The organism is Micrococcus sp. TCR-5 (assembly GCF_052220525.1).
In the GTDB taxonomy this organism is placed as follows: domain Bacteria; phylum Actinomycetota; class Actinomycetes; order Actinomycetales; family Micrococcaceae; genus Micrococcus; species Micrococcus luteus.
Window position 1 is genome coordinate 259,931 of record NZ_JBQPDO010000001.1, and the last position, 18,291, is coordinate 278,221.

General features: G+C 73.2%; 17 protein-coding genes and 1 pseudogene. 14 read left to right on the top strand and 4 right to left on the bottom strand.

The features are described 5' to 3' along the window. Positions 1-14 precede the first annotated feature (14 nt). Genes ACTSKS_RS01200 through ACTSKS_RS01210 form a run of 3 tightly spaced genes read right to left on the bottom strand, consistent with a single transcriptional unit; the run spans position 15 to position 3,567 of the window. Positions 15-1,805 carry a hypothetical protein gene (locus ACTSKS_RS01200; protein ID WP_442927213.1) on the bottom strand — a complete coding sequence of 597 codons (1,791 nt, stop codon included), beginning with the start codon at positions 1,803-1,805 and terminating at the stop codon, positions 15-17. A 2-nt stretch (positions 1,806-1,807) separates the two neighbouring features. Then, complete coding sequence (locus ACTSKS_RS01205; RefSeq protein ID WP_002856367.1) at positions 1,808-2,683, bottom strand: ABC transporter ATP-binding protein; 876 nt, start codon at positions 2,681-2,683, stop codon at positions 1,808-1,810. Continuing rightward, on the bottom strand, positions 2,680-3,567 hold the full coding sequence (locus ACTSKS_RS01210) for an ABC transporter permease (protein WP_442927214.1): 888 nt from the start codon (positions 3,565-3,567) through the stop codon (positions 2,680-2,682). The genes ACTSKS_RS01205 and ACTSKS_RS01210 overlap by 4 nt, the downstream gene beginning before the upstream one ends. A 177-nt stretch (positions 3,568-3,744) precedes the next feature. On the opposite strand from ACTSKS_RS01210, the gene wecB reads away from it, so the two are divergent. Continuing rightward, entirely contained in the window at positions 3,745-4,890 is a 1,146-nt protein-coding gene (gene wecB / locus ACTSKS_RS01215; RefSeq protein ID WP_409480642.1) for a non-hydrolyzing UDP-N-acetylglucosamine 2-epimerase, read from the top strand. A gap of 91 nt (positions 4,891-4,981) precedes the next feature. On the opposite strand, the gene ACTSKS_RS01220 is transcribed toward wecB, so the two are convergent. After that, the gene (locus ACTSKS_RS01220) at positions 4,982-6,286 is read right to left on the bottom strand and encodes an MFS transporter (protein WP_135039968.1); all 1,305 of its coding nucleotides are present in this window, start codon (positions 6,284-6,286) and stop codon (positions 4,982-4,984) included. Positions 6,287-6,582: 296 nt separating this feature from the next. Between ACTSKS_RS01220 and ACTSKS_RS01225 the strand changes: the two genes are divergently transcribed. The 13 genes and pseudogenes from ACTSKS_RS01225 (at position 6,583) to ACTSKS_RS01285 (ending at position 18,284) form a co-directional block, all read left to right on the top strand. After that, positions 6,583-8,319, top strand: coding sequence for an alginate lyase family protein (locus ACTSKS_RS01225; RefSeq protein WP_185194693.1), 1,737 nt, complete (start codon positions 6,583-6,585; stop codon positions 8,317-8,319). A gap of 47 nt (positions 8,320-8,366) precedes the next feature. Further along, positions 8,367-9,575: a signal recognition particle-docking protein FtsY gene (gene ftsY, locus ACTSKS_RS01230; protein ID WP_181816366.1), complete on the top strand. Its 1,209-nt coding sequence runs from the start codon at positions 8,367-8,369 to the stop codon at positions 9,573-9,575. Positions 9,576-9,809: 234 nt separating this feature from the next. After that, a complete protein-coding gene (locus ACTSKS_RS01235; protein ID WP_044659143.1) occupies positions 9,810-11,075 on the top strand; it encodes an ammonium transporter in 1,266 nt (421 codons plus the stop codon). A gap of 123 nt (positions 11,076-11,198) precedes the next feature. Continuing rightward, the gene (gene ffh, locus ACTSKS_RS01240; RefSeq protein ID WP_060973685.1) at positions 11,199-12,785 is read left to right on the top strand and encodes a signal recognition particle protein; all 1,587 of its coding nucleotides are present in this window, start codon (positions 11,199-11,201) and stop codon (positions 12,783-12,785) included. A 200-nt stretch (positions 12,786-12,985) separates the two neighbouring features. Then, positions 12,986-13,432 carry a 30S ribosomal protein S16 gene (gene rpsP, locus ACTSKS_RS01245; protein WP_020628324.1) on the top strand — a complete coding sequence of 149 codons (447 nt, stop codon included), beginning with the start codon at positions 12,986-12,988 and terminating at the stop codon, positions 13,430-13,432. Positions 13,433-13,434: 2 nt separating this feature from the next. Then, positions 13,435-13,674 carry an RNA-binding protein gene (locus ACTSKS_RS01250; protein ID WP_029248213.1) on the top strand — a complete coding sequence of 80 codons (240 nt, stop codon included), beginning with the start codon at positions 13,435-13,437 and terminating at the stop codon, positions 13,672-13,674. 105 nt (positions 13,675-13,779) lie between these two features. Then, positions 13,780-14,286: pseudogene (gene rimM / locus ACTSKS_RS01255) on the top strand (ribosome maturation factor RimM); the annotation flags it as partial. A gap of 84 nt (positions 14,287-14,370) precedes the next feature. Then, positions 14,371-15,117 (top strand): tRNA (guanosine(37)-N1)-methyltransferase TrmD, encoded by a 747-nt coding sequence (trmD, locus tag ACTSKS_RS01260; protein ID WP_060974134.1) that lies wholly within the window; start codon positions 14,371-14,373, stop codon positions 15,115-15,117. A 248-nt stretch (positions 15,118-15,365) separates the two neighbouring features. Continuing rightward, positions 15,366-15,719, top strand: a complete 354-nt coding sequence (gene rplS / locus ACTSKS_RS01265; RefSeq protein ID WP_002853821.1) for a 50S ribosomal protein L19 — start codon at positions 15,366-15,368, stop codon at positions 15,717-15,719. A gap of 36 nt (positions 15,720-15,755) precedes the next feature. Next, the gene (gene lepB / locus ACTSKS_RS01270; RefSeq protein ID WP_020625066.1) at positions 15,756-16,499 is read left to right on the top strand and encodes a signal peptidase I; all 744 of its coding nucleotides are present in this window, start codon (positions 15,756-15,758) and stop codon (positions 16,497-16,499) included. After that, positions 16,496-17,095, top strand: a complete 600-nt coding sequence (lepB, locus tag ACTSKS_RS01275; RefSeq protein ID WP_020625065.1) for a signal peptidase I — start codon at positions 16,496-16,498, stop codon at positions 17,093-17,095. Before lepB (ACTSKS_RS01270) ends, lepB (ACTSKS_RS01275) begins: the two co-directional genes overlap by 4 nt. Beyond that, positions 17,092-17,844, top strand: coding sequence for a ribonuclease HII (locus ACTSKS_RS01280; RefSeq protein WP_044659137.1), 753 nt, complete (start codon positions 17,092-17,094; stop codon positions 17,842-17,844). The genes lepB (ACTSKS_RS01275) and ACTSKS_RS01280 overlap by 4 nt, the downstream gene beginning before the upstream one ends. A gap of 116 nt (positions 17,845-17,960) precedes the next feature. Beyond that, positions 17,961-18,284, top strand: a complete 324-nt coding sequence (locus tag ACTSKS_RS01285; protein WP_041103130.1) for a DUF2469 domain-containing protein — start codon at positions 17,961-17,963, stop codon at positions 18,282-18,284. The last annotated feature ends 7 nt before the right edge of the window (positions 18,285-18,291 follow it).

Genomic DNA, 18,291 nt, shown 5'->3' on the forward strand with positions numbered 1-18,291 from the left:
CCTCCTCGGCGGGGTCAGGTGGCGGTGCCTCCCAGGATCCGGCGGACCAGGGCAGGCACGACGTCCTCCTCAGCATAGGTGTGTGCCACGTCTTGCCGGGCCTGGGTCACGGCGGACCGCCAGGCGCGCGCGTCAGCAGTGGCACGGCGAAGGGCGTCGGCCATGGTGGCCACGTCCGGGCTCAGCCACGCGGCGGGGTAGAGCAGGTCGGCGCCCGCCCACGCGAGCGCGGCCGGCAGACAGCCGTGCGCGGCGCCGTCGGGCAGCGTGAAGTGGAACGACTCGAAGTCCGAGACGGAGAGCGCGACGCCCACCCGGGCGTACCACGCGGGCATGTCCGGCCCGTGGGGGTCCCAGGTCACGGCTCCGGCGAGCAGCGGGTCGGTCTCGATGCGGCGCAGCTGCGCCCGGTAGTAGGCCGCCGCGGCGGGGCGTTGCGCCATCCAGCCGACCTCCGCCGGGTGGTGGCCGCGGATCCGGAGCGTGTGGCGGGGCTCGACCCGGCGTAGCGTGGCCAGCAGGTCGAGGGCGCGGTGCAGTCCCTTCCGCTCGGGCAGCACGCCGACCAGCCCGAGCACGAAGCGCCGGTCGTCGTCGCCGTCCGAGAGCGTGGGCGGCACGGCCACCGCGTTCGGCACCACCGAGGTCCGCGCGGCCGGGAAGCGGGTGTCCCGCAGCACCTGGGCGCGCACGTGCTCGGCCACGAACACCCACGCGTCCAGGGCGTCCTGCCGCACCCGGGACGGGAACGCCGTGCCCGCCTCCTGCAGGTGGAGCCTGCTGGTCAACCGCGTGGTGCGGCGCGGGGAGTCCAGGTGCCGGGAGTACCAGGCGAGATTGCCGAGGCTCCATTCGCAGTGCACCACGTCCGCCCACGCGGCCAGGGCGCGGCTGCGCTCGACGTCGTGGCGGGCGTGGCCGCGCCAGGCGTCCACGCGCACCTCGTGCCCGTCCGCCCGCAGCCGGTCCATCAGCGCGCCCGCGAACTTCAGGTCGTGGCCCGCGACGACGACGCGGCGCGGCTCCGCGGTCACCCGCACCCGGGGTGCCGATGCGGCGGGCGGGCCGGCGGCCTCGGCGGGCGTGAGCGAGTCCAGGCGCGCCGCCCGGCCGGCGGTGGCCAGGCGCTCCCACGTCTCGCCTGCCCGGTCCGGTCCGATCACGGCGCGGCCCGCGCGTGCGGCCACGCTGGCGGGCACGGGGTCCAGCCGGGTCCCCTCCGGGGCGAGGACAGCGTCGACGAGCCCCAGCGCGGCCAGGAACCGCGCCCGGCCGGCTGCCGTCGCCGGGTCCGGGCACACGACGAGGACCACCCCGGGGAGGCGGGCTCCGGCGGTGCGCAGGGCGGCGATCAGGGCCCCGCGGGAGGCAGGGTCAGTCACCAGCACCGTGTGCAGGCCGGGCGTGCCGGGGGGCGTCTCCAGGTCCGTGCAGCGCCGGGCGGCCAGCTCGGCGGCCGCCTCGACGGACCACCCGCCTGCCGCCGGCCCGGCCACCGGCAGGAGCAGGACAGCCGGCGCATCGGCCGGCCGGGGGCCGAGGGGGGAGAACGCGTCGAGGGAGGGGACGCGCCCACCCGTCAGGGCGCGGCGCAGCGCCGCCGCCGCCGGGAGCGGGAGCGCGGCCGCCGCGTCCGGCACGTGCACGTCCGCCGCACGCCAGGTGCGCTCCGGGAGGGTGGCCGCGCCCCGGGCGCCGCGCGCCGCACGGAGGGCCGAGGCGCCGGCGTCGCCGGCCGTGGCGGCCGCGCGCTCGCCCACGATGCGGGCCCGACCCGCCCAGCGACGCACCCGCGCCCCGGCCATGTTCACAGCGCGGTGATCCCGGTGGGCCGCTCGCCACCGGTCCACGCGATGCGCTCCCGCACGAGCTCCGACCGCTTGCGCTCGAGGATCTCCTGGGCCTCCTCGGTCCGCCCCTGGGCCATGGCCCGGGCGTAGAGGTTGTAGCCGCGCGTCACGGCGCGAGGGCTGCCGTCCATCGTCAGGACGCCCCGCTCGATCCAGATCACGCGCTGGCACATCTCCTGGATGGTGCTGAGGGAGTGGCTGACCAGGAACACGCAGCCGGCCTGCTCGCGCAGCTCGTCGAGCCGCTGGCGCGTGCGCTCCCGGAACTGGGCGTCACCCGTGTTGAGCGCCTCGTCGATCACGAGGATGTCCGGGTCCACCGAGGTGGCGATCGCGAACTGCAGGCGCGCGGCCATGCCCGAGGAGTAGGCCTTGAGCGGCAGCTGGAGCGCGTGGTCGTCGAGGCCGGACAGGGCGACGACGGCGTCCCGCTTGGCCTCCGCCTCCGCGCGGGACATCCCCATCGCCAGGCAGCCCAGACGGATGTTGTCCTCACCGGAGACCTGGCGGACGAGTGCGGCGTTGACGCCCAGCATCACGGGCGTGGAGGTCGCGTAGATGTGGCCGGTGGTCGGGCGCATCTGGCCGGTGATGAGCTTCATCAGGGTGGACTTGCCGGACCCGTTCGTGCCGATCACGCCCACGGACTCGCCGCGCCCCACCACGAACGACAGCGGCTGCAGCGCCTGGACCTCCGTGGTGCGCACGCCCCGGGCGGCGCGGACCCGGCCCCGCAGGCCCCGGCGGGGCTGGACCGCTTCGGCCGAGAGGACGCGGTAGGTCATGGACGCCTCGTCGACGACGACGGAGGGGGTCAGCGGCTCCGCGCTCATCGTTCCTCCCCGTAGGTCTCCTCGGCACGCCAGAACACCACGGTCCCCACCAGGAGCAGGGCCGCCGCCCACGCTGCGAGGACGATCCACCGCATCGGGTCGGCGTCGGAGGCGTACAGCAGGGACTGACGCGCGATGTCCAGGACGCAGTACAGGGGGTTCAGATGCATGGCGGTCATCAGCGGCGGGATGTTCGCGAAGCGGTCGGCGCTGAAGAACACGGCGGAGATGTAGAGCCAGATCCGGGTGCCGAACGCGATGAGGTTGGACAGGTCGGACCAGCGGGCCACGTAGCGGGCCAGCAGGAGGGAGGCGCCGACGTTGAACAGCGTCTGCAGCGCCAGCAGCGGGATCAGCAGCAGCCAGCGCCACGTGATCTGCTCCATCGGCGGGATGGCGAGGACCAGCAGCAGCATCACCACCAGCGTCGGGCCGAAGAGCATCAGCTCTCGGATGTTCGTCGCGATCGGCAGGGTGGCCCGCGGGAAGCGGAAGGCGCGGACGATGGAGAGGTTGGTCGAGATCGACCGCGACCCCGCCGTGATCGCACTCGAGGTGTAGCGGAACAGGAACACGCCGATGATCAGGTAGCCGAGGAAGTTCGGCACGCCGCGGCCCGTGCCGAGCAGCAGCCCGAACACGAGGAAGTACGCCGCACCGTCGAGGATCGGGTTGAGGGCCATCCAGACGCGGCCGAGCGCGTTGACGGAGTTCGCCCCGGCGATCCGGGAGCGGGAGTCGAACAGGATGAACGAGCGGTACTCCCAGAGGGAGGCCAGGTAGCGCGCCAGGCCCGGGCGGGCGCCCACTCGGCGCAGGCTGGCTCCGTCCACGGTCAGGACCGCGGTGCCGCTCGGGACGCGGGGGTCGCCGGTGTCTGACATGCCGTCGCGGCCTCTCTTCATGCAGGCGGGAAGGCGGGCCGGGGCGGCCCGCCGCGAGTCGTCACTCTAGCAACCGGCGGTGCGGCGGCGCCGTCAGTAGACTGGCGCCAGCTCGCGCCCGCGTCGAGCCTGATCGAGCCGCGGCCGCGGTCCGTCGTCCAGTCAAGAGGAGCAACTGTGCCCAAGGTCATGCCCATCTACGGAACCCGCCCGGAGGCCATCAAGGTGGCCCCCATCGTCAAGGCGCTGCAGGCCGACGAGCGGTTCGAGTGCGTGGTGACCGTCACGGGGCAGCACCGCGAGATGCTGGACCAGGTCAACGAGCTGTTCGGCATCGTCCCGGACCACGACCTGAACATCATCCAGCCCCGCCAGACCCTCAACGGCGTGTTCGCCCGCACCCTCGACGGGCTCGACGCCGTCCTCGAGCAGGAGCGGCCGGACGCCGTCGTCGTCCAGGGCGACACGACGACCTCGACGGCGGGCGCCGTCGCCGCCTTCAACCGCGGCATCCCCGTGGTGCACGCCGAGGCGGGCCTGCGCAGCTTCGACATCCTCTCCCCGTTCCCGGAGGAGGCCAACCGCAAGATCACCAGCCAGATCTCAGCGCTGCACCTGCCCCCGACCACCGTGAGCCGGGACAACCTGCTGCGTGAGGCCGTGGCCGCGGAGGACGTGTACGTCACGGGCAACACCGTGATCGACGCGCTGCTGGAGGCCGTCGGCCACCAGGTGCCGTTCGAGGACGAGCGTCTGGCCGAGCTGGAGGCGTCCGACCGTCGCGTCGTCCTGGTGACCACCCACCGGCGCGAGAACCAGGGCGACGCGATGCGCGGCGTCGGGCGCGCCCTGGCCCGCCTGGCCGCGGACCACCCGGAGGTCACCTTCGTCCTGCCGGCGCATCGCAACCCGGTGGTGCGCGAGGCGATCCTGCCGGAGGTCGAGGGCCGCGAGAACGTGCTCGTGACCGAGCCCCTGGCCTACGGCGAGTTCACCCACCTGCTGTCCGTGGCCACCGTCGTGCTGACGGACTCCGGCGGCGTCCAGGAGGAGGCCCCGTCGTTGGGCAAGCCTGTCCTCGTGATGCGCGAGAACACCGAGCGTCCCGAGGCCGTGACCGCCGGCACCGTGCGTCTGATCGGCACGGACGAGGAGGTCGTGGTCACCGAGGTCACCCGCCTGCTGACGGATGAGGCCGCGTACACCGCGATGTCCCAGGCGGTGAACCCCTACGGCGACGGCCGCGCGGCCGAGCGCACGGTCTCGGCGATCGCCGAGCTGCTCGGCGTGGGCGAGCGGCTGCCGGCCTTCGACGGCGCCTGAGCCGCACCGCACCCCCGGACGGGGACACCCCCGTCCACGCCACGAGGCCGCCGTCCCCGCGGGGACGGCGGCCTCGTGCGTGCCCCCGACTTCACCCGTCCTCGCGCGGGGTCACCCGGGCGTCCTCCGGGCGGACCAGCGGCAGGGACCCGGTGCGGGGCCCACCGGGCACGATCGGCAGATTGGTCTCCGGGGCACGCCACCACGCGAGCGCGCCGAGCAGGATGACGCCGCCGGTGAGCGCGAACGCCCATCCGTAGCCGGCGGTGTCCACCACGAGCCCGGCCAGCAGCGGACCGGAGATGGCGCCCAGGTCGGCGGACATCTGGGCGGTGGACATCACAGCGCCGGAGCGCCGCCCCTGGCCGACGACGTCGCCGATGGCCGCCTGCTGCGGGGCGTTGAGGGTGCCCGTGCCGGCGCCGGCCAGCAGGCACGCGAGCAGGAAGAGCGCGGGCGAGCTCATCCAGCCGATCACCCCGGTGGTGACGGCCATGACGAGCAGGCCCGCGAGGATCAGCGGACGGCGTCCATGCCGGTCGGACAGCCGCGAGCTGAACGTCACGGCGGTGACGTTGCCGAGCGCGAACACGGACAGGGCCAGGCCCGCCATGAGCGCGCCGTCCACCTCCCAGCCCAGCAGCGCCGTGCCGGCGAAGGCGGTGGCCGCGAACAGGGGCATCACCGAGTTCCGCACCCCGAACGTCGCCCAGCCGTTGGCGAAGAAGGAGACCAGCGCGGCCCGGTAGGACGGGTTGGCCAGGGCCTCCCGGATCGGCATGGCGGGGCGGACGTCGCGGACGGCGCGGTCCGCGAGCCGGGTGTCCTTGAGCAGGAAGAAGACGAGGGCCGCCGCCACCACCAGGGAGCTGCCGTAGATGAGGAACGGGGCCCGGTACCCGAAGACGGCCAGGGCGGAGCCTACGATCGGACCCACGATGTTGCCGATCAGGAACGCGGATGCGTAGGCGCCCGAGATTCGGCCACGCATCGTGGGCGGGGACTTGCGGGCCAGGAACGCCATCGCGGACACGGTGAAGAGGGTGGAGCCGACGCCGCCGAGCGCCCGGAAGAGGAGCAGCTGCGGGAAAGTCTGCGCGAAGGCCACCAGGAACATGGACGCGGCCACGATCAGCACGCCCGTCATGTACACGGGCGTCTCGCCGAGCCGGTTCGTCAGCTTGCCGGAGACCGGGGCGAACAGGAGGCGGGTCAGCCCGAACACGGACACGACGGCGGCCACCCCGACGGCGGACGCGTCGAACGTCGCCGCGTACTGCGGCAGCAGCGGGGCGATGATGCCGAAGCCGATCGCGATGACGAACGCGGCGGCGACGAGGACCTTGATCTCACGGGGCAGGGGGACCCGCGAGGAGCGGGCGGACGACGACGGCATGACCGCCATCTTCGCACGGCGCCGGGTGGGCGGCCCGGGGCGACGTCCGCCACGCCTCGTGGGATCCTGGTGAGATGGACCACCGTTCTTCCTCCGGCCGTCGCCGGATGTTCCGCGTCTGCGCCGGCCTGCTGGCCGCTGCCGTCGGGTTGGCGGGCTGTGCACCTCACCCTGCCGCGGCGCCCGGCGACGAGTCCGGGGATCCTCCCCAGACAGCTGGCCACCCCATGACCGCCGTCGAACGCGCAAGCCTCTCTCCGTGTCGAGGCTATGGGCAGCTCCAGAGATTCAACACCGTGGAGACCAACGCGCGGGACGTCTACGGGTGGCGCCAGTTCGATCCCGTCGCGGTGGGTGACGGATCGGGTGACATCGACTGGGATGTAGATCCTTACCAGGACGAAGGCTGGCGTCTGTGGCTGTCTTCCCTCAGGTGGATCGGGCCCAGCATCGAAGCCGGCCGGGAAGGCGACGAGGAGGCCCTCGGTGTCGCTGAGCGGGTCATACGCGATTGGCGGGCTGACCACGAGGGCGGATGGGGCGGCGACCATGATGATGCGGAGGCCAACCATCATCGCATGGGGGTCCTCCTCTGCTTCCGTGAAGTGGTCGCCGACCGCGCAGCACGTTCTGCTGAACTTGCCAAGGACGGCAGTCTGCCGGAGGAGTATGCCTGGCTGGATGATCTGATCGGCCAGCACGCAGCGCAGAACATGGCGCGCTACTCGAAGCGGCACAATCACGGGTCGATGGAGAATCTGGCTCTTCTGGGCGCCGGGTGCGTTCTGGGCCGACCGGACTGGATGGAGCACGCCATGGAGCGCGCCGAAGGAGATATCCCCTTCCAGGTGGACGACCAGGGCCTCAGCAACGAAGCGGCACCGCATTACGCGCAATTCAACTATGTGCTCTTCCAAGCCATCGATGAGACGGCAGCCCGATGCGGGGTCGAATCCGGCGCCTTCGAGGATGGGGTGGAAAAAATGGGTCAAGCCCTTCCTCATATGGTTGATTCGACGGGCTCATATTGGCAATACGGGGACAGTGCAGAGTTCCCTGTCAAGCCATTCGACGGCATGAGCGATGAGCTGCGCTACGCGGCCACCGACGGGGCGGAGGGCGTCGCGTCCGCCGACCGTGTCCGTGCTTTTGACTCCGGCCCCGTATTCGGCCGGTCATCCTGGGGAACTCCCGACGACGGCTTCGCGGACGCCGCCGCGTGGATGCTGCGCACGGGCACGGGGCGGGAGACGAAGTCCCACCGCGGTGATCTGATGCAGTTCCTGTACACGGCGCGCGGTCGCCAGATCGTCGAAGACGGGGGACATCCCGGCATCGTCGAGGACAGTTGGCGACCGTGGGGTCTGGGGCCGACTGCGCACAACGTGATCCACATTCCGACGCTCGACGAGTACCCGGGCGCGGGTCCCGCCGAGCGGGGTGATGTGTGGGTGTCGTCGGATGGCTCTGCCGACGGTGCGACGGCGCGCCAGAACCTGGACGTCGGCGGGGAGCGGGCCCGTTCTGTTCTCGTGCTCACCGACCCGGACGTCGCCGTCATCGTGGATCGCACTCGCATCCTCGACGGCCGGACGGACCATGTGGTCGAGACGCTCTGGAATCTTCCGGCGGAGTTCTCGGCAGAGAGGGTCTCCGAGGACACCGTCCGGGCGGTGGACGCAGGCTCCGGCGAATCGACGACCCTGGTGCAGGTGCGCCTGGACGGTGAGCCGGTGCCGCGTGGCGGTGTGCACCTGCGACGGGGCGAGACCGACGTCGAGGGCGGCCACGCCCACCACGGATGGCACTACCCCGCAGAGCAGGAACGGGAGGAGGCGACTCAGGTCGCGTTCCGTTCGACCGGAGCCGAGTCCGCGATCGTGAGTGTGCTCGTCCCGGCCGCCGCGGGTGACGCCGTGAAGGTGGACAGTGAGAGCGCCCCCGACGGCTCCGTCATCCTCACGGTCCGGAGCGAGGATGGGCACGCCCGAGTCGCGGTGCAGCAGGACGGCACCCTCTCCCGCCTGACGTGAACCGTGCGGCCCGGGGCGGGCGACGGCCCGTGTGACAGACTGGGCCCGTGGAAATCGTGCTCATAGTCTCAGTCGTGGCCGCCCTGCTGCTGGGCGGCGTGCTCGTCGGCCTGCTGGACCGGCGCCCCGCCCCGCCGAAGGGGTCGTACCAGGAAGTGCGGGACGCGGACGACCCGCGCCCGAGCCCGCGGCACGCGGCCCCGTCGGGCTCCACCGCCGTCCTGGAACGCCCCGAGGTCGACGAGGCGCCGCCCGTCGTCGCCGAGCCGGAGCCCACCGTCGTCGAGGAGGCGGAGACCGCCCCGGCGAAGCCCGAGTACGAGCGGCCCGAGGCCGCCGGCTCGCGCCTGGCCCGCCTGCGGGCCCGCCTGCTCAAGTCCAACAACGTCTTCGGCAAGGGCCTGCTGGCGCTGCTGTCCCAGGACCGCATCGACGACGACGTGTGGGACGAGATCGAGGAGACGCTGCTGATGGCGGACCTCGGCACCGAGCCCACCCTGGAGCTCGTCGACCGCCTCAAGGCCCGCGTCACGGTCGAGGGCACGCGTGACCCCGAGCAGGTGCGCACCCTGCTGCGCGAGGAGCTCGTGGCGATGGTGGACCCCTCGATGGACCGCCGTCTCGCCGCGACCCGCAAGGGCGACCGCCCCGCCGTGACCATGGTCGTGGGCGTCAACGGCGTCGGCAAGACCACCACCGTGGGCAAGCTCGCCCGCGTGCTCGTGGCGGAGGACCGCACCGTCGTGCTCGGCGCCGCGGACACCTTCCGCGCCGCCGCCGCCGAGCAGCTCGCCACGTGGGGTGCCCGCGTGGGCGTCGAGACCGTCCGCTCCGAGAAGGAGGGCGCCGACCCGGCGTCCGTCGCCTTCGAGGCCGTGGAGCGCGGCATCGCCGAGGGCGTCGACGTCGTGCTCGTGGACACCGCGGGCCGCCTGCAGAACAAGGCCAACCTCATGGACGAGCTCGGCAAGATCAAGCGCGTCATCGAGAAGCAGGCCGAGGTGGACGAGGTCCTGCTCGTCCTCGACGCCACCACCGGCCAGAACGGCCTGACCCAGGCGAAGGTGTTCGCCGAGGTCGTGGACGTCACCGGCATCGTGCTGACCAAGCTGGACGGCACCGCCAAGGGCGGCATCGTGATCGCCATCCAGCGCCAGCTCGGCGTGCCCGTCAAGCTGATCGGCCTCGGCGAGGGCCCCGATGACCTCGCGCCGTTCACCGCCGAGGGCTTCGTGGACGCGCTGCTGGCCGACTGACCCGCCGCGCCGCGCACCGGGCCCCTTCCGACGTCGTCGGGAGGGGCCCGCTGCGTCCCCGGTCACCCCCGGCGGCGCGGCGCGTCACATTGCGTCCGATTCCGTGCGCGCCACCGTGCCGCGCCTCACGCTCCGCTACGCTCCTTGAGCAACGGTCCGATCCTGGACCGGGCGACGACGCCGGACGAACGGCGTCGACGCGGCGGGCGTCCGGCTCAGACCGAGGAGACGCCCATGAACGAGATGACCCTGGACGCCGGAACCGTGTGGATGGTGGTGAGCGCAGGCCTCGTCCTCTTGATGACACCGGGGCTCGCCTTGTTCTACGGCGGGATGACCCGCTCGAAGTCCGCGCTGAACATGATGATGATGTCCTTCGTCTCGATGGGCCTGGTCGGCGTCGTGTGGATCCTCTGGGTCTCCGGCATGACCGGCGGCGAGGGCTGGCTCGGCCTCGTCGGCAGCCCGCTGGCCGACCCCGGCCTCACCACCGCGATGGAGGAGGGCGGTCTGATCGCCGCCGGCTTCGGCGCCACCTTCGCCATCATCACGGTGGCCCTCATCTCGGGCGCGGTCGCGGACCGCGCCCGCTTCCTCACCTGGTGCGTGTTCGTGCCGGTGTGGGTGACCCTGGTCTACGCGCCGCTGGCCTACATGGTGTGGGGCGGCGGCCTGCTCGCCGAGGAGGGCGCCATCGGCTCGCGCCTCGGCGAGGCCCTGGACTTCGCCGGCGGCCTCGTGGTGCACATCAGCGCCGGCGTGGCGGCGCTCGTCCTGGCCCTGATGATGGGCAAGCGCAAGGGCTTCGGCGTGGACCCCGGCCACAAGCCGCACAACGTGCCCTTCACCATGCTGGGCGCCGCCCTGCTGTGGTTCGGCTGGTTCGGCTTCAACGGCGGCGCCGCCGGCGACACGGGCCAGCTCGGCCTGATCTGGATCAACACCCTGGCCGCCGCCGCGGCCGGCATGCTCGGCTGGGTCGTGGTGGAGTGGGTGCGCCGCGGCCGCCCGACCTCGATCGGCACCGCCTCCGGCATCGTGGCCGGCCTCGTCGGCATCACTCCGGCGTGCGCCTTCGTCAGCCCGCTCGGCGCCCTGGTGATCGGCGTGGCCTCCGGCGCGGCCAGCGCCCTGGCCGTGAACCTCAAGTACCGCCTCGGCTTCGACGACTCCCTCGACGTGGTGGGCGTGCACCTGACCGCCGGCATCCTGGGCACCGTGCTCATCGGCTTCTTCGCCCTGCCCTCCGAGGGCCCCGCGGGCCTGTTCTACGGCGGGGACGGCCGTCTGCTGCTGGCCCAGACGGTGGCCGTCGTCGTGGCCGTGGTGTTCACCGCGGTGCTCACCTTCCTCATCGCGCTCGTGCTCAAGGCCACCCTGGGCCTGCGCGTGAGCGAGGAGGACGAGGAGCGCGGCGTGGACCTCACCCTGCACGACGAGTCGGCCTACCACTACGACGTCGGCTTCGGCGGGGTGCCCGTCCCCGCCGAGGCGCGGTGAGCCGCCGCGGACGGGTGAGGCCGGTCGGTTGCTAGGCTTGGCGGGCGCCGCGGTGGATGCCGCGGCGCCCGCGACCGACCGCGTCCGGCTCAGTCGACCCCGCTTCGAAGGATCACACCCGCCGTGTTCAACTCCCTGTCCGACCGCCTCACAGCCACCTTCCGCAGCCTCAAGGGCAAGGGGCGGCTGAGCGAGGCGGACATCGACGCCACCGCACGCGAGATCCGCCGCGCCCTCCTGGACGCCGACGTCGCCGTGCCCGTGGTCCGCCAGTTCATCGCGCAGATCAAGGAGCGCGCCCTCAGCGCCGAGGTGGCCCAGGCCCTGAACCCGGGCCAGCAGGTCGTGAAGATCGTCAACGAGGAGCTCGTGGGCATCCTCGGCGGTGAGACCCGGCGCATCCAGCACGCCAAGACGGGCACCACCGTCATCATGCTCGTGGGCCTGCAGGGCGCCGGCAAGACGACCCTCGCCGGCAAGCTCGCCCACCTGCTCAAGTCCCAGGGCCACACCCCGCTGCTCGTGGCCTGCGACCTCCAGCGCCCGAACGCCGTGAAGCAGCTGCAGGTCGGCGGCGAGCGCGCCGGCGTCCCGGTCTACGCGCCGCACCCCGGCGTCTCCTCCGAGTTCGAGGCCGCCTCCGGCGACCCGGTGCAGGTGGCCCGCGACGGCGTCGCCGAGGCCAACACGAAGTACCACGACGTGGTCATCATCGACACCGCGGGCCGCCTCGGCGTGGACGCCGAGCTCATGCAGCAGGCCGCAGACATCCGCGCCGCCGTGGACCCGGACGAGGTGCTCTTCGTCATCGACGCGATGATCGGCCAGGACGCCGTGGCCACGGCCCAGGCGTTCAACGAGGGCGTCGGCTTCACCGGCGTCGTGCTCACCAAGCTCGACGGCGACGCGCGCGGCGGCGCCGCGCTGTCCGTCCGCCACGTGACCGGCAAGCCGATCATGTTCGCCTCCACGGGCGAGGGCCTGAAGGACTTCGAGGTCTTCCACCCGGACCGCATGGCCTCGCGCATCCTCGACATGGGCGACGTGCTCTCCCTGATCGAGCAGGCCGAGCAGAACTGGGACCGCACCGAGGCCGAGAAGATGGCCCGCAAGTTCGCGGACCAGGAGGACTTCACCCTCGACGACTTCCTCGCCCAGATGCAGCAGCTCAAGAAGATGGGCTCGCTGAAGAAGATGCTCATGATGATGCCGGGCGCCCAGGGCATGCGGCAGCAGCTTGAGCAGTTCGACGAGTCGTCGATCGGCCGCGTCGAGGCGATCATCCACTCGATGACCCCGCACGAGCGCGTGGCCCCCAAGATCATCAACGGCTCGCGCCGTGCCCGCATCGCCCGCGGCTCGGGCGTGAGCGTGTCCGAGGTCAACGGCCTGCTCGAGCGCTTCGCCGAGGCGCAGAAGATGATGAAGCGCATGGCCGCCGGCGGTGGCATCCCGGGCATGCCCGGGATGCCGGGCGGCGCCTCCCGCAAGACGAAGGGCAAGGGCAAGAACGCGAAGCGCGATCGCGTGAAGTCCGGCAACCCGGCCAAGGCCGCGGCCGAGCGCAAGGCGATCGAGGAGCGGCGCGCCCGCGCCGCCCAGGCGCAGGCCGGGGCGGTGTTCGGCCGCGACGGCGCGGGCATGGAGGGCTTCGACCCGTCCACCCTCAACCTGCCGGCGGGCTTCGAGAAGTACCTCAAGGACCGCTGAGCCGCCCGCTGCTCGGTCGCGGCGCGCCGGGTGTGCACCGGCCCGCCCGATCTGGCAGAATGGCACGGTACTGAGCGTGAGCCCGGACGACCCTCTATCCTCCGCTGCGCTCCGTTCCGTGTGCCAGGTCGTCGACGCCCGCTGCCCCCACGCGGCGTCGTGCCCCGGCCCCCCAGATCCACTGAAGGAGAACCACACTCGTGGCTGTCAAGATTCGTCTGAAGCGGTTCGGCAAGATCCGCGCCCCGTTCTACCGCGTCGTCGTCATGGACTCGCGCACCCGCCGCGATGGCCGTGCCATCGAGGAGATCGGCAAGTACCACCCCACCGAGGAGCCCTCGTTCATCGAGATCGACTCGGAGCGCGCCCAGTACTGGCTCTCCGTCGGCGCCCAGCCGACCGAGCAGGTCGCCGCGCTGCTGAAGGTCACCGGTGACTGGCAGAAGTTCAAGGGCGAGTCGGGCGCCGAGGGCACCCTGAAGTCCAAGTCCGAGAAGGAGGCCTTCGTGGCCCCCGAGAAGGGCTCGGTCATCCTGCCGGAGGAGCCGAAGCAGGAGGAGGCCCCGGCCGAGTCCGAGCAGGCCGCCGAGGCTCCGGCCGAGGAGGCCGCTGAGGCGCCGGCCGAGGACGCCGAGAAGTCCGAGTGACCATGCTGACCGAGGCCCTCGAGCACCTGGTGCGCGGCATCGTGGACACGCCCGAGGCGGTCCGCGTGGACGCCCGCTCCCAGCGGCGCGGCGACATGCTGGAGGTCCGCGTGGCCCCCGAGGACCTGGGTCGCGTGATCGGCCGCCAGGGTCGCACCGCCACCGCGCTGCGCACCGTGCTGGACGGCCTGGCCGGCCACCCCGTCCGCGTGGACGTGGTGGAGACCGACCGCCGCTCCTGACGGCCCGTGACGCACGGCCCGCCCGCCCCTCACCGGGCCGGCGGGCCGTCGTCGTCTTCCGGCCCCGCCCCCTCCCGCCACCGACCGTCCCACCCAGGAGAGCCCATGAGTCCCGCAGCCCAGGACGACCTCGTCCGCGTCGCCCGCATCGGCAAGCCGCACGGCATCCGCGGCGAGGTGACCGTGCAGGTCTTCACCGACGACCCGGATGCCCGCTTCGCCCCCGGCGAGCGCCTCGTGGTGCGCGACGGCGCCCCGGGCCTGCCGGCGGAGCTCACCGTCACCCGCGCCCGGTGGAACAAGCAGATCCTTGTGGTCGGCTTCGAGGAGTCGCCGGACCGCAACGTCGCCGAGACCCTGCGCGGCGCCCAGCTGTTCGCCGTTCCCGCCGCGCCCGAGGAGTCCGACGAGTGGTACGAGGAGGACCTCGTGGACCTCGAGGTGCGGGTCGACGGCGAGCGCGTCGGCGTCGTCACGGCCCTGACCACCGGGGCGGTCCAGGATCTGCTGCACGTCGCGTTGGACGGCGTCGAGGAGGAGGCCCTGGTGCCCTTCGTCGAGGAGATCGTCCCGGAGATCGACTCCGAGGCCGGCGTGCTCGTGCTGACCCCGCCGCCGGGGCTGCTCGAGCTCGCCACCGGCGAGGACGAGGGCGCCGTAGACGGGCCCGCCGATGCGGATGCGGAGGACCGAGCGGTGCGCTTCGACGTCGTCACGATCTTCCCCGAGTACCTCGCGGTGCTCGACGTCTCGCTGCTGGGCCGTGCCCGCCGCGAGGGCCTCGTGGACGTGCACGTCCACGACCTGCGCGACTTCACCTTCGACCGGCACCGCACCGTGGACGACACGCCCTACGGCGGCGGCGCCGGCATGGTGATGAAACCGGAGCCGTGGGCGCTCGCGCTCGAGCACGTGGCGGCCCAGGGGCCCGTGTCACCGGCCCCCGCCGAGTCGTCGTCGGCGGAGCCGGGGGACCGCCCCGTGCTGCTCGTGCCGACGCCCTCGGGGGAGCGCTTCACCCAGCGGTTCGCCCGGGAACTGGCGGGCCGGGAGCACGTGGCGATCGCGTGCGGCCGCTACGAGGGGATCGACGAGCGCGTCTTCGGCTGGGCCGAGGAGCTCTTCGAGGTGCGGCTGGTCTCGCTGGGCGACTACGTGCTCAACGGCGGCGAGGTCGCGGCGCTGGCGATGATCGAGGCCGTCGGCCGCCTCGTGCCGGGCGTCGTGGGCAACCCGGCCTCGCTCGTCGAGGAGTCCCACGAGGACGGCCTGCTGGAGTACCCGGTCTACACCAAGCCCGCGGACTGGCGGGGCCGTGCGGTGCCGCCCGTGCTGCTCTCGGGCGACCACGGCAAGGTCGCGGCCTGGCGTCGGGCCCAGCAGAAGGAGCGCACGCGCGAGCGGCGACCGGACCTGTGGGCGGCGTACGGCTCCGAGGCCTGACCCGCCGCGCCCGACGGGCCGGAGGGGCGTCGCGACGTCGTCGGCTGTGGCATAATGGATCCTCGCGTCCGCCGGACGCCCGACCTGCCACAGGGGGCGCGCGTCAACGGATCGGACCCCGGGACCGCACCCCACGTGCGGAGCCCGGCCCTCGGCTCGGGACCCGGCCCCCTCGTCATGCGGACGTGGACGGGCCGTGCGCCCGCATACCACGCGGTTGACCTGTGGCATCCGCCAGGAGAGATGACATGCACATTCTCGACTCGTTCGACAAGAAGACGCTGCGCGACGACATCCCGGAGTTCGCCCCCGGCGACACCGTCAAGGTGCACGTGAACATCATCGAGGGCAAGACCGCCCGCGTCCAGGTGTTCCAGGGCTACGTCATGGGCCGTCAGGGCTACGGCGTGCGCGAGACCTTCCGCGTCCGCAAGGTGTCCTTCGGCATCGGCGTGGAGCGCGTGTTCCCGGTGCACTCCCCGGTCATCGACAAGATCGAGGTCGTCACCAAGGGCGACGTGCGCCGCGCGAAGCTGTACTACATGCGCGACCGCCACGGCAAGGCCGCCCGCATCCGCGAGAAGCGCGCCGACGCCAAGTGATCATCCCGGTCGGCCCCGCCGACCGGTGATCGACCCATGCGCACCTCGGAGCCCCGTGACCCCCGCCGGTCACGGGGCTCCGTCGCGTCCGGGGCCGGCTCCTCCTCGGGCCCGACGGCGGCCCCCGCCTCCGGCACGAGCCGCTGGTGGGCGTGGCTCGGCCTGACCGTGGTGGCCGCCGTCGTGGTGGCCGCGGTGCTGCGAGCCCTCACCGGCCCCGTCTACCTCATCCCCTCCGGGTCGATGGAGCCGACCCTGCAGCCCGGCGACCGCGTGCGGGTGGAGGCCGCCGCGGCCGGCGGGCAGGGCCTGCACCACGGCGACGTGGTGGTGTTCGACGGCGCCGGCAGCCTGGCGCCGTACCGTTCGGCCGGATCGCTCGAGCGCGGCCTCGAGGACGTCGCCCGGTGGTGGGGTGTCGGCGCGGCCGAGGACGTCTTCGTCAAGCGCGTGCTGGCCCTGCCGGGGGACCGCCTCGAGTGCTGCGCCCCGGACGGCCGGCTGCTGCGCAACGGTGAGCCGCTGAACGAGCCGTATCTCGGCAGGCCCGTGACCGCAGACGAGCCGGCCGCGGCAGGGACCTGGTCCTTCGAGGTGCCCGACGGGCGCATGGTCGTCCTGGGCGACCACCGCGCCGCCTCCCGGGACTCCCGCGCACTGCTGGGCGCCCCCGGCGGCGGGCTCATCCCGCTCGAGCGGGTCGAGGGCCGGGCCGCGGAGATCGTGTGGCCCCTGGCCCGCCGCGGGACCGTGGACGCCCCCTCCGGGGACACGCCGTGACGGGGCGCCGCACCGCGCTGATCGCCGCCGCCGTGACCGTACTCGCCTGCGTGCTGGCGTGGGCCTTCCTGGCGCGCATGTACGCCATCCCGTCCTCGTCCATGGAGCCCGGGCTGCAGGCCGGCGACCGCGTGGTCGCCACGCTGCTCACCCCGGACCCGTTCCCGGTGCGCCGCGGTGACGTGGTGGTGTTCGAAGACACGAAGGGCTGGCTGCCCGGGGGCGGCCACGTGATCAAGCGGGCCGTCGGGCTGCCGGGGGACACCGTCTCCTGGACGCCCGGCGAGGAGACGCTGCGCGTGAACGGGGTGCCCGTGGATGAGCCGTACCTCGCGCCGGGGGAGACGCCCGCGCAGGAGGCGTTCGAGGTGACCGTCCCCGCGGGGCGACTGTGGGTGCTCGGCGACCATCGCTCGGCGTCGGCGGACTCCCGCGCGCACCGCGCCGGGCCCGGGGGCGGGTTCGTGGCCCTCGACGACGTGGTGGGCCGCGCCCGGCTCGTGGTCTGGCCGCTGGACCGGATCGGCGGCGCCGGCGCCGACCCCGACGCGTTCGCCGCCGTGCCGGACGCGCCCGCGCCGGAGGCCCGCACGTGACCGCGAGCCGGGGCGGTGGCCGGCCGACGGTGCGCGCCGGCCTGGACGTCGAGGCGGGGCTGGCCGCGCCGGTCCTCGCCGCGCGGGGAGTGGACCGGGTGCTCGTGGCGGGCATGGACGAGGTGGGCCGTGGCGCGCTGGCCGGGCCCGTCGTCGTCGGGGTGTGCGCCGCGTGGCTGCCCGCCGCCGGGCAGATCCCTCCGGTGCGTGACTCCAAGGCGCTCACGGACCGACGCCGGCGCGCCCTGGTCCCGCAGATCGAGGCCTGGGCGGCCGGGGTGGCGCTGGGCGAGGCCGGCCCCGCGGAGATCGACGCGCTCGGGATCTCGGCGGCCCTCGGCCTCGCCGGGCGCCGGGCGTGGGCGGCGCTGTACGCCGCGGTGGGGCAGGAGCCGGTCGCCCTCGTGCTCGACGGCCGGGACGACTGGCTGAGCCGCTCCGATCCCGACGCCGGCCCCGCGCCCGCGCCGCGCCCGCTGCCGCCCGTGCCCACGATGCTGGTGCGGGCCGAGGACCGGTGCGCGACGGTGGCGGCCGCGTCGATCGCCGCGAAGGTGGCCCGCGACGACGTCATGATCGCCCTCGACGCGGCGCACCCGGGGTACGGGTGGGCCGGGAACAAGGGGTACGGCTCAGCCGCGCACCGGGCCGCCCTGGCCGAGCGCGGGGCGAGCGAGCAGCACCGGCGCAGCTGGAACCTCGGGCTGCCGGACGCGCCCGCGCAGGCGCCGCCCACGCTGTTCGACTGAGCCCCCGGGGCCGGGCGCGGCCGCCCGTTCGACGTGCGACCCCCGGACGGGGGAGGATGGAGGCCGTGCGTGCCCGGACTGTCGCGGGTGCGCGGCGAACACTGAGGAGGCATGTCATGAGCGCAGACGACGTCGAGGACTTCGAGGCCGAGGCCGAGCTGCTGCTCTACCGCGAGTACCGGGACGTGGTGGGCCTGTTCCGCTACGTCGTGGAGACCGAGCGGCGCTTCTACCTCGCCAACGACGTGCAGCTGACGCCCCGCCAGGCGGACGGGGACGTGTTCTTCGAGATCCTGCTCGAGGACGCCTGGGTGTGGGACGTGTACCGCACGCAGCGGTTCATCAAGCGCGTGAAGGTGCTGACCTTCAAGGACGTGAACATCGAGGAGCTGCCCACCGAGGACCTGACGGTCCCGCCGGACGGCCAGCTGCCGAGCTGACCCACGC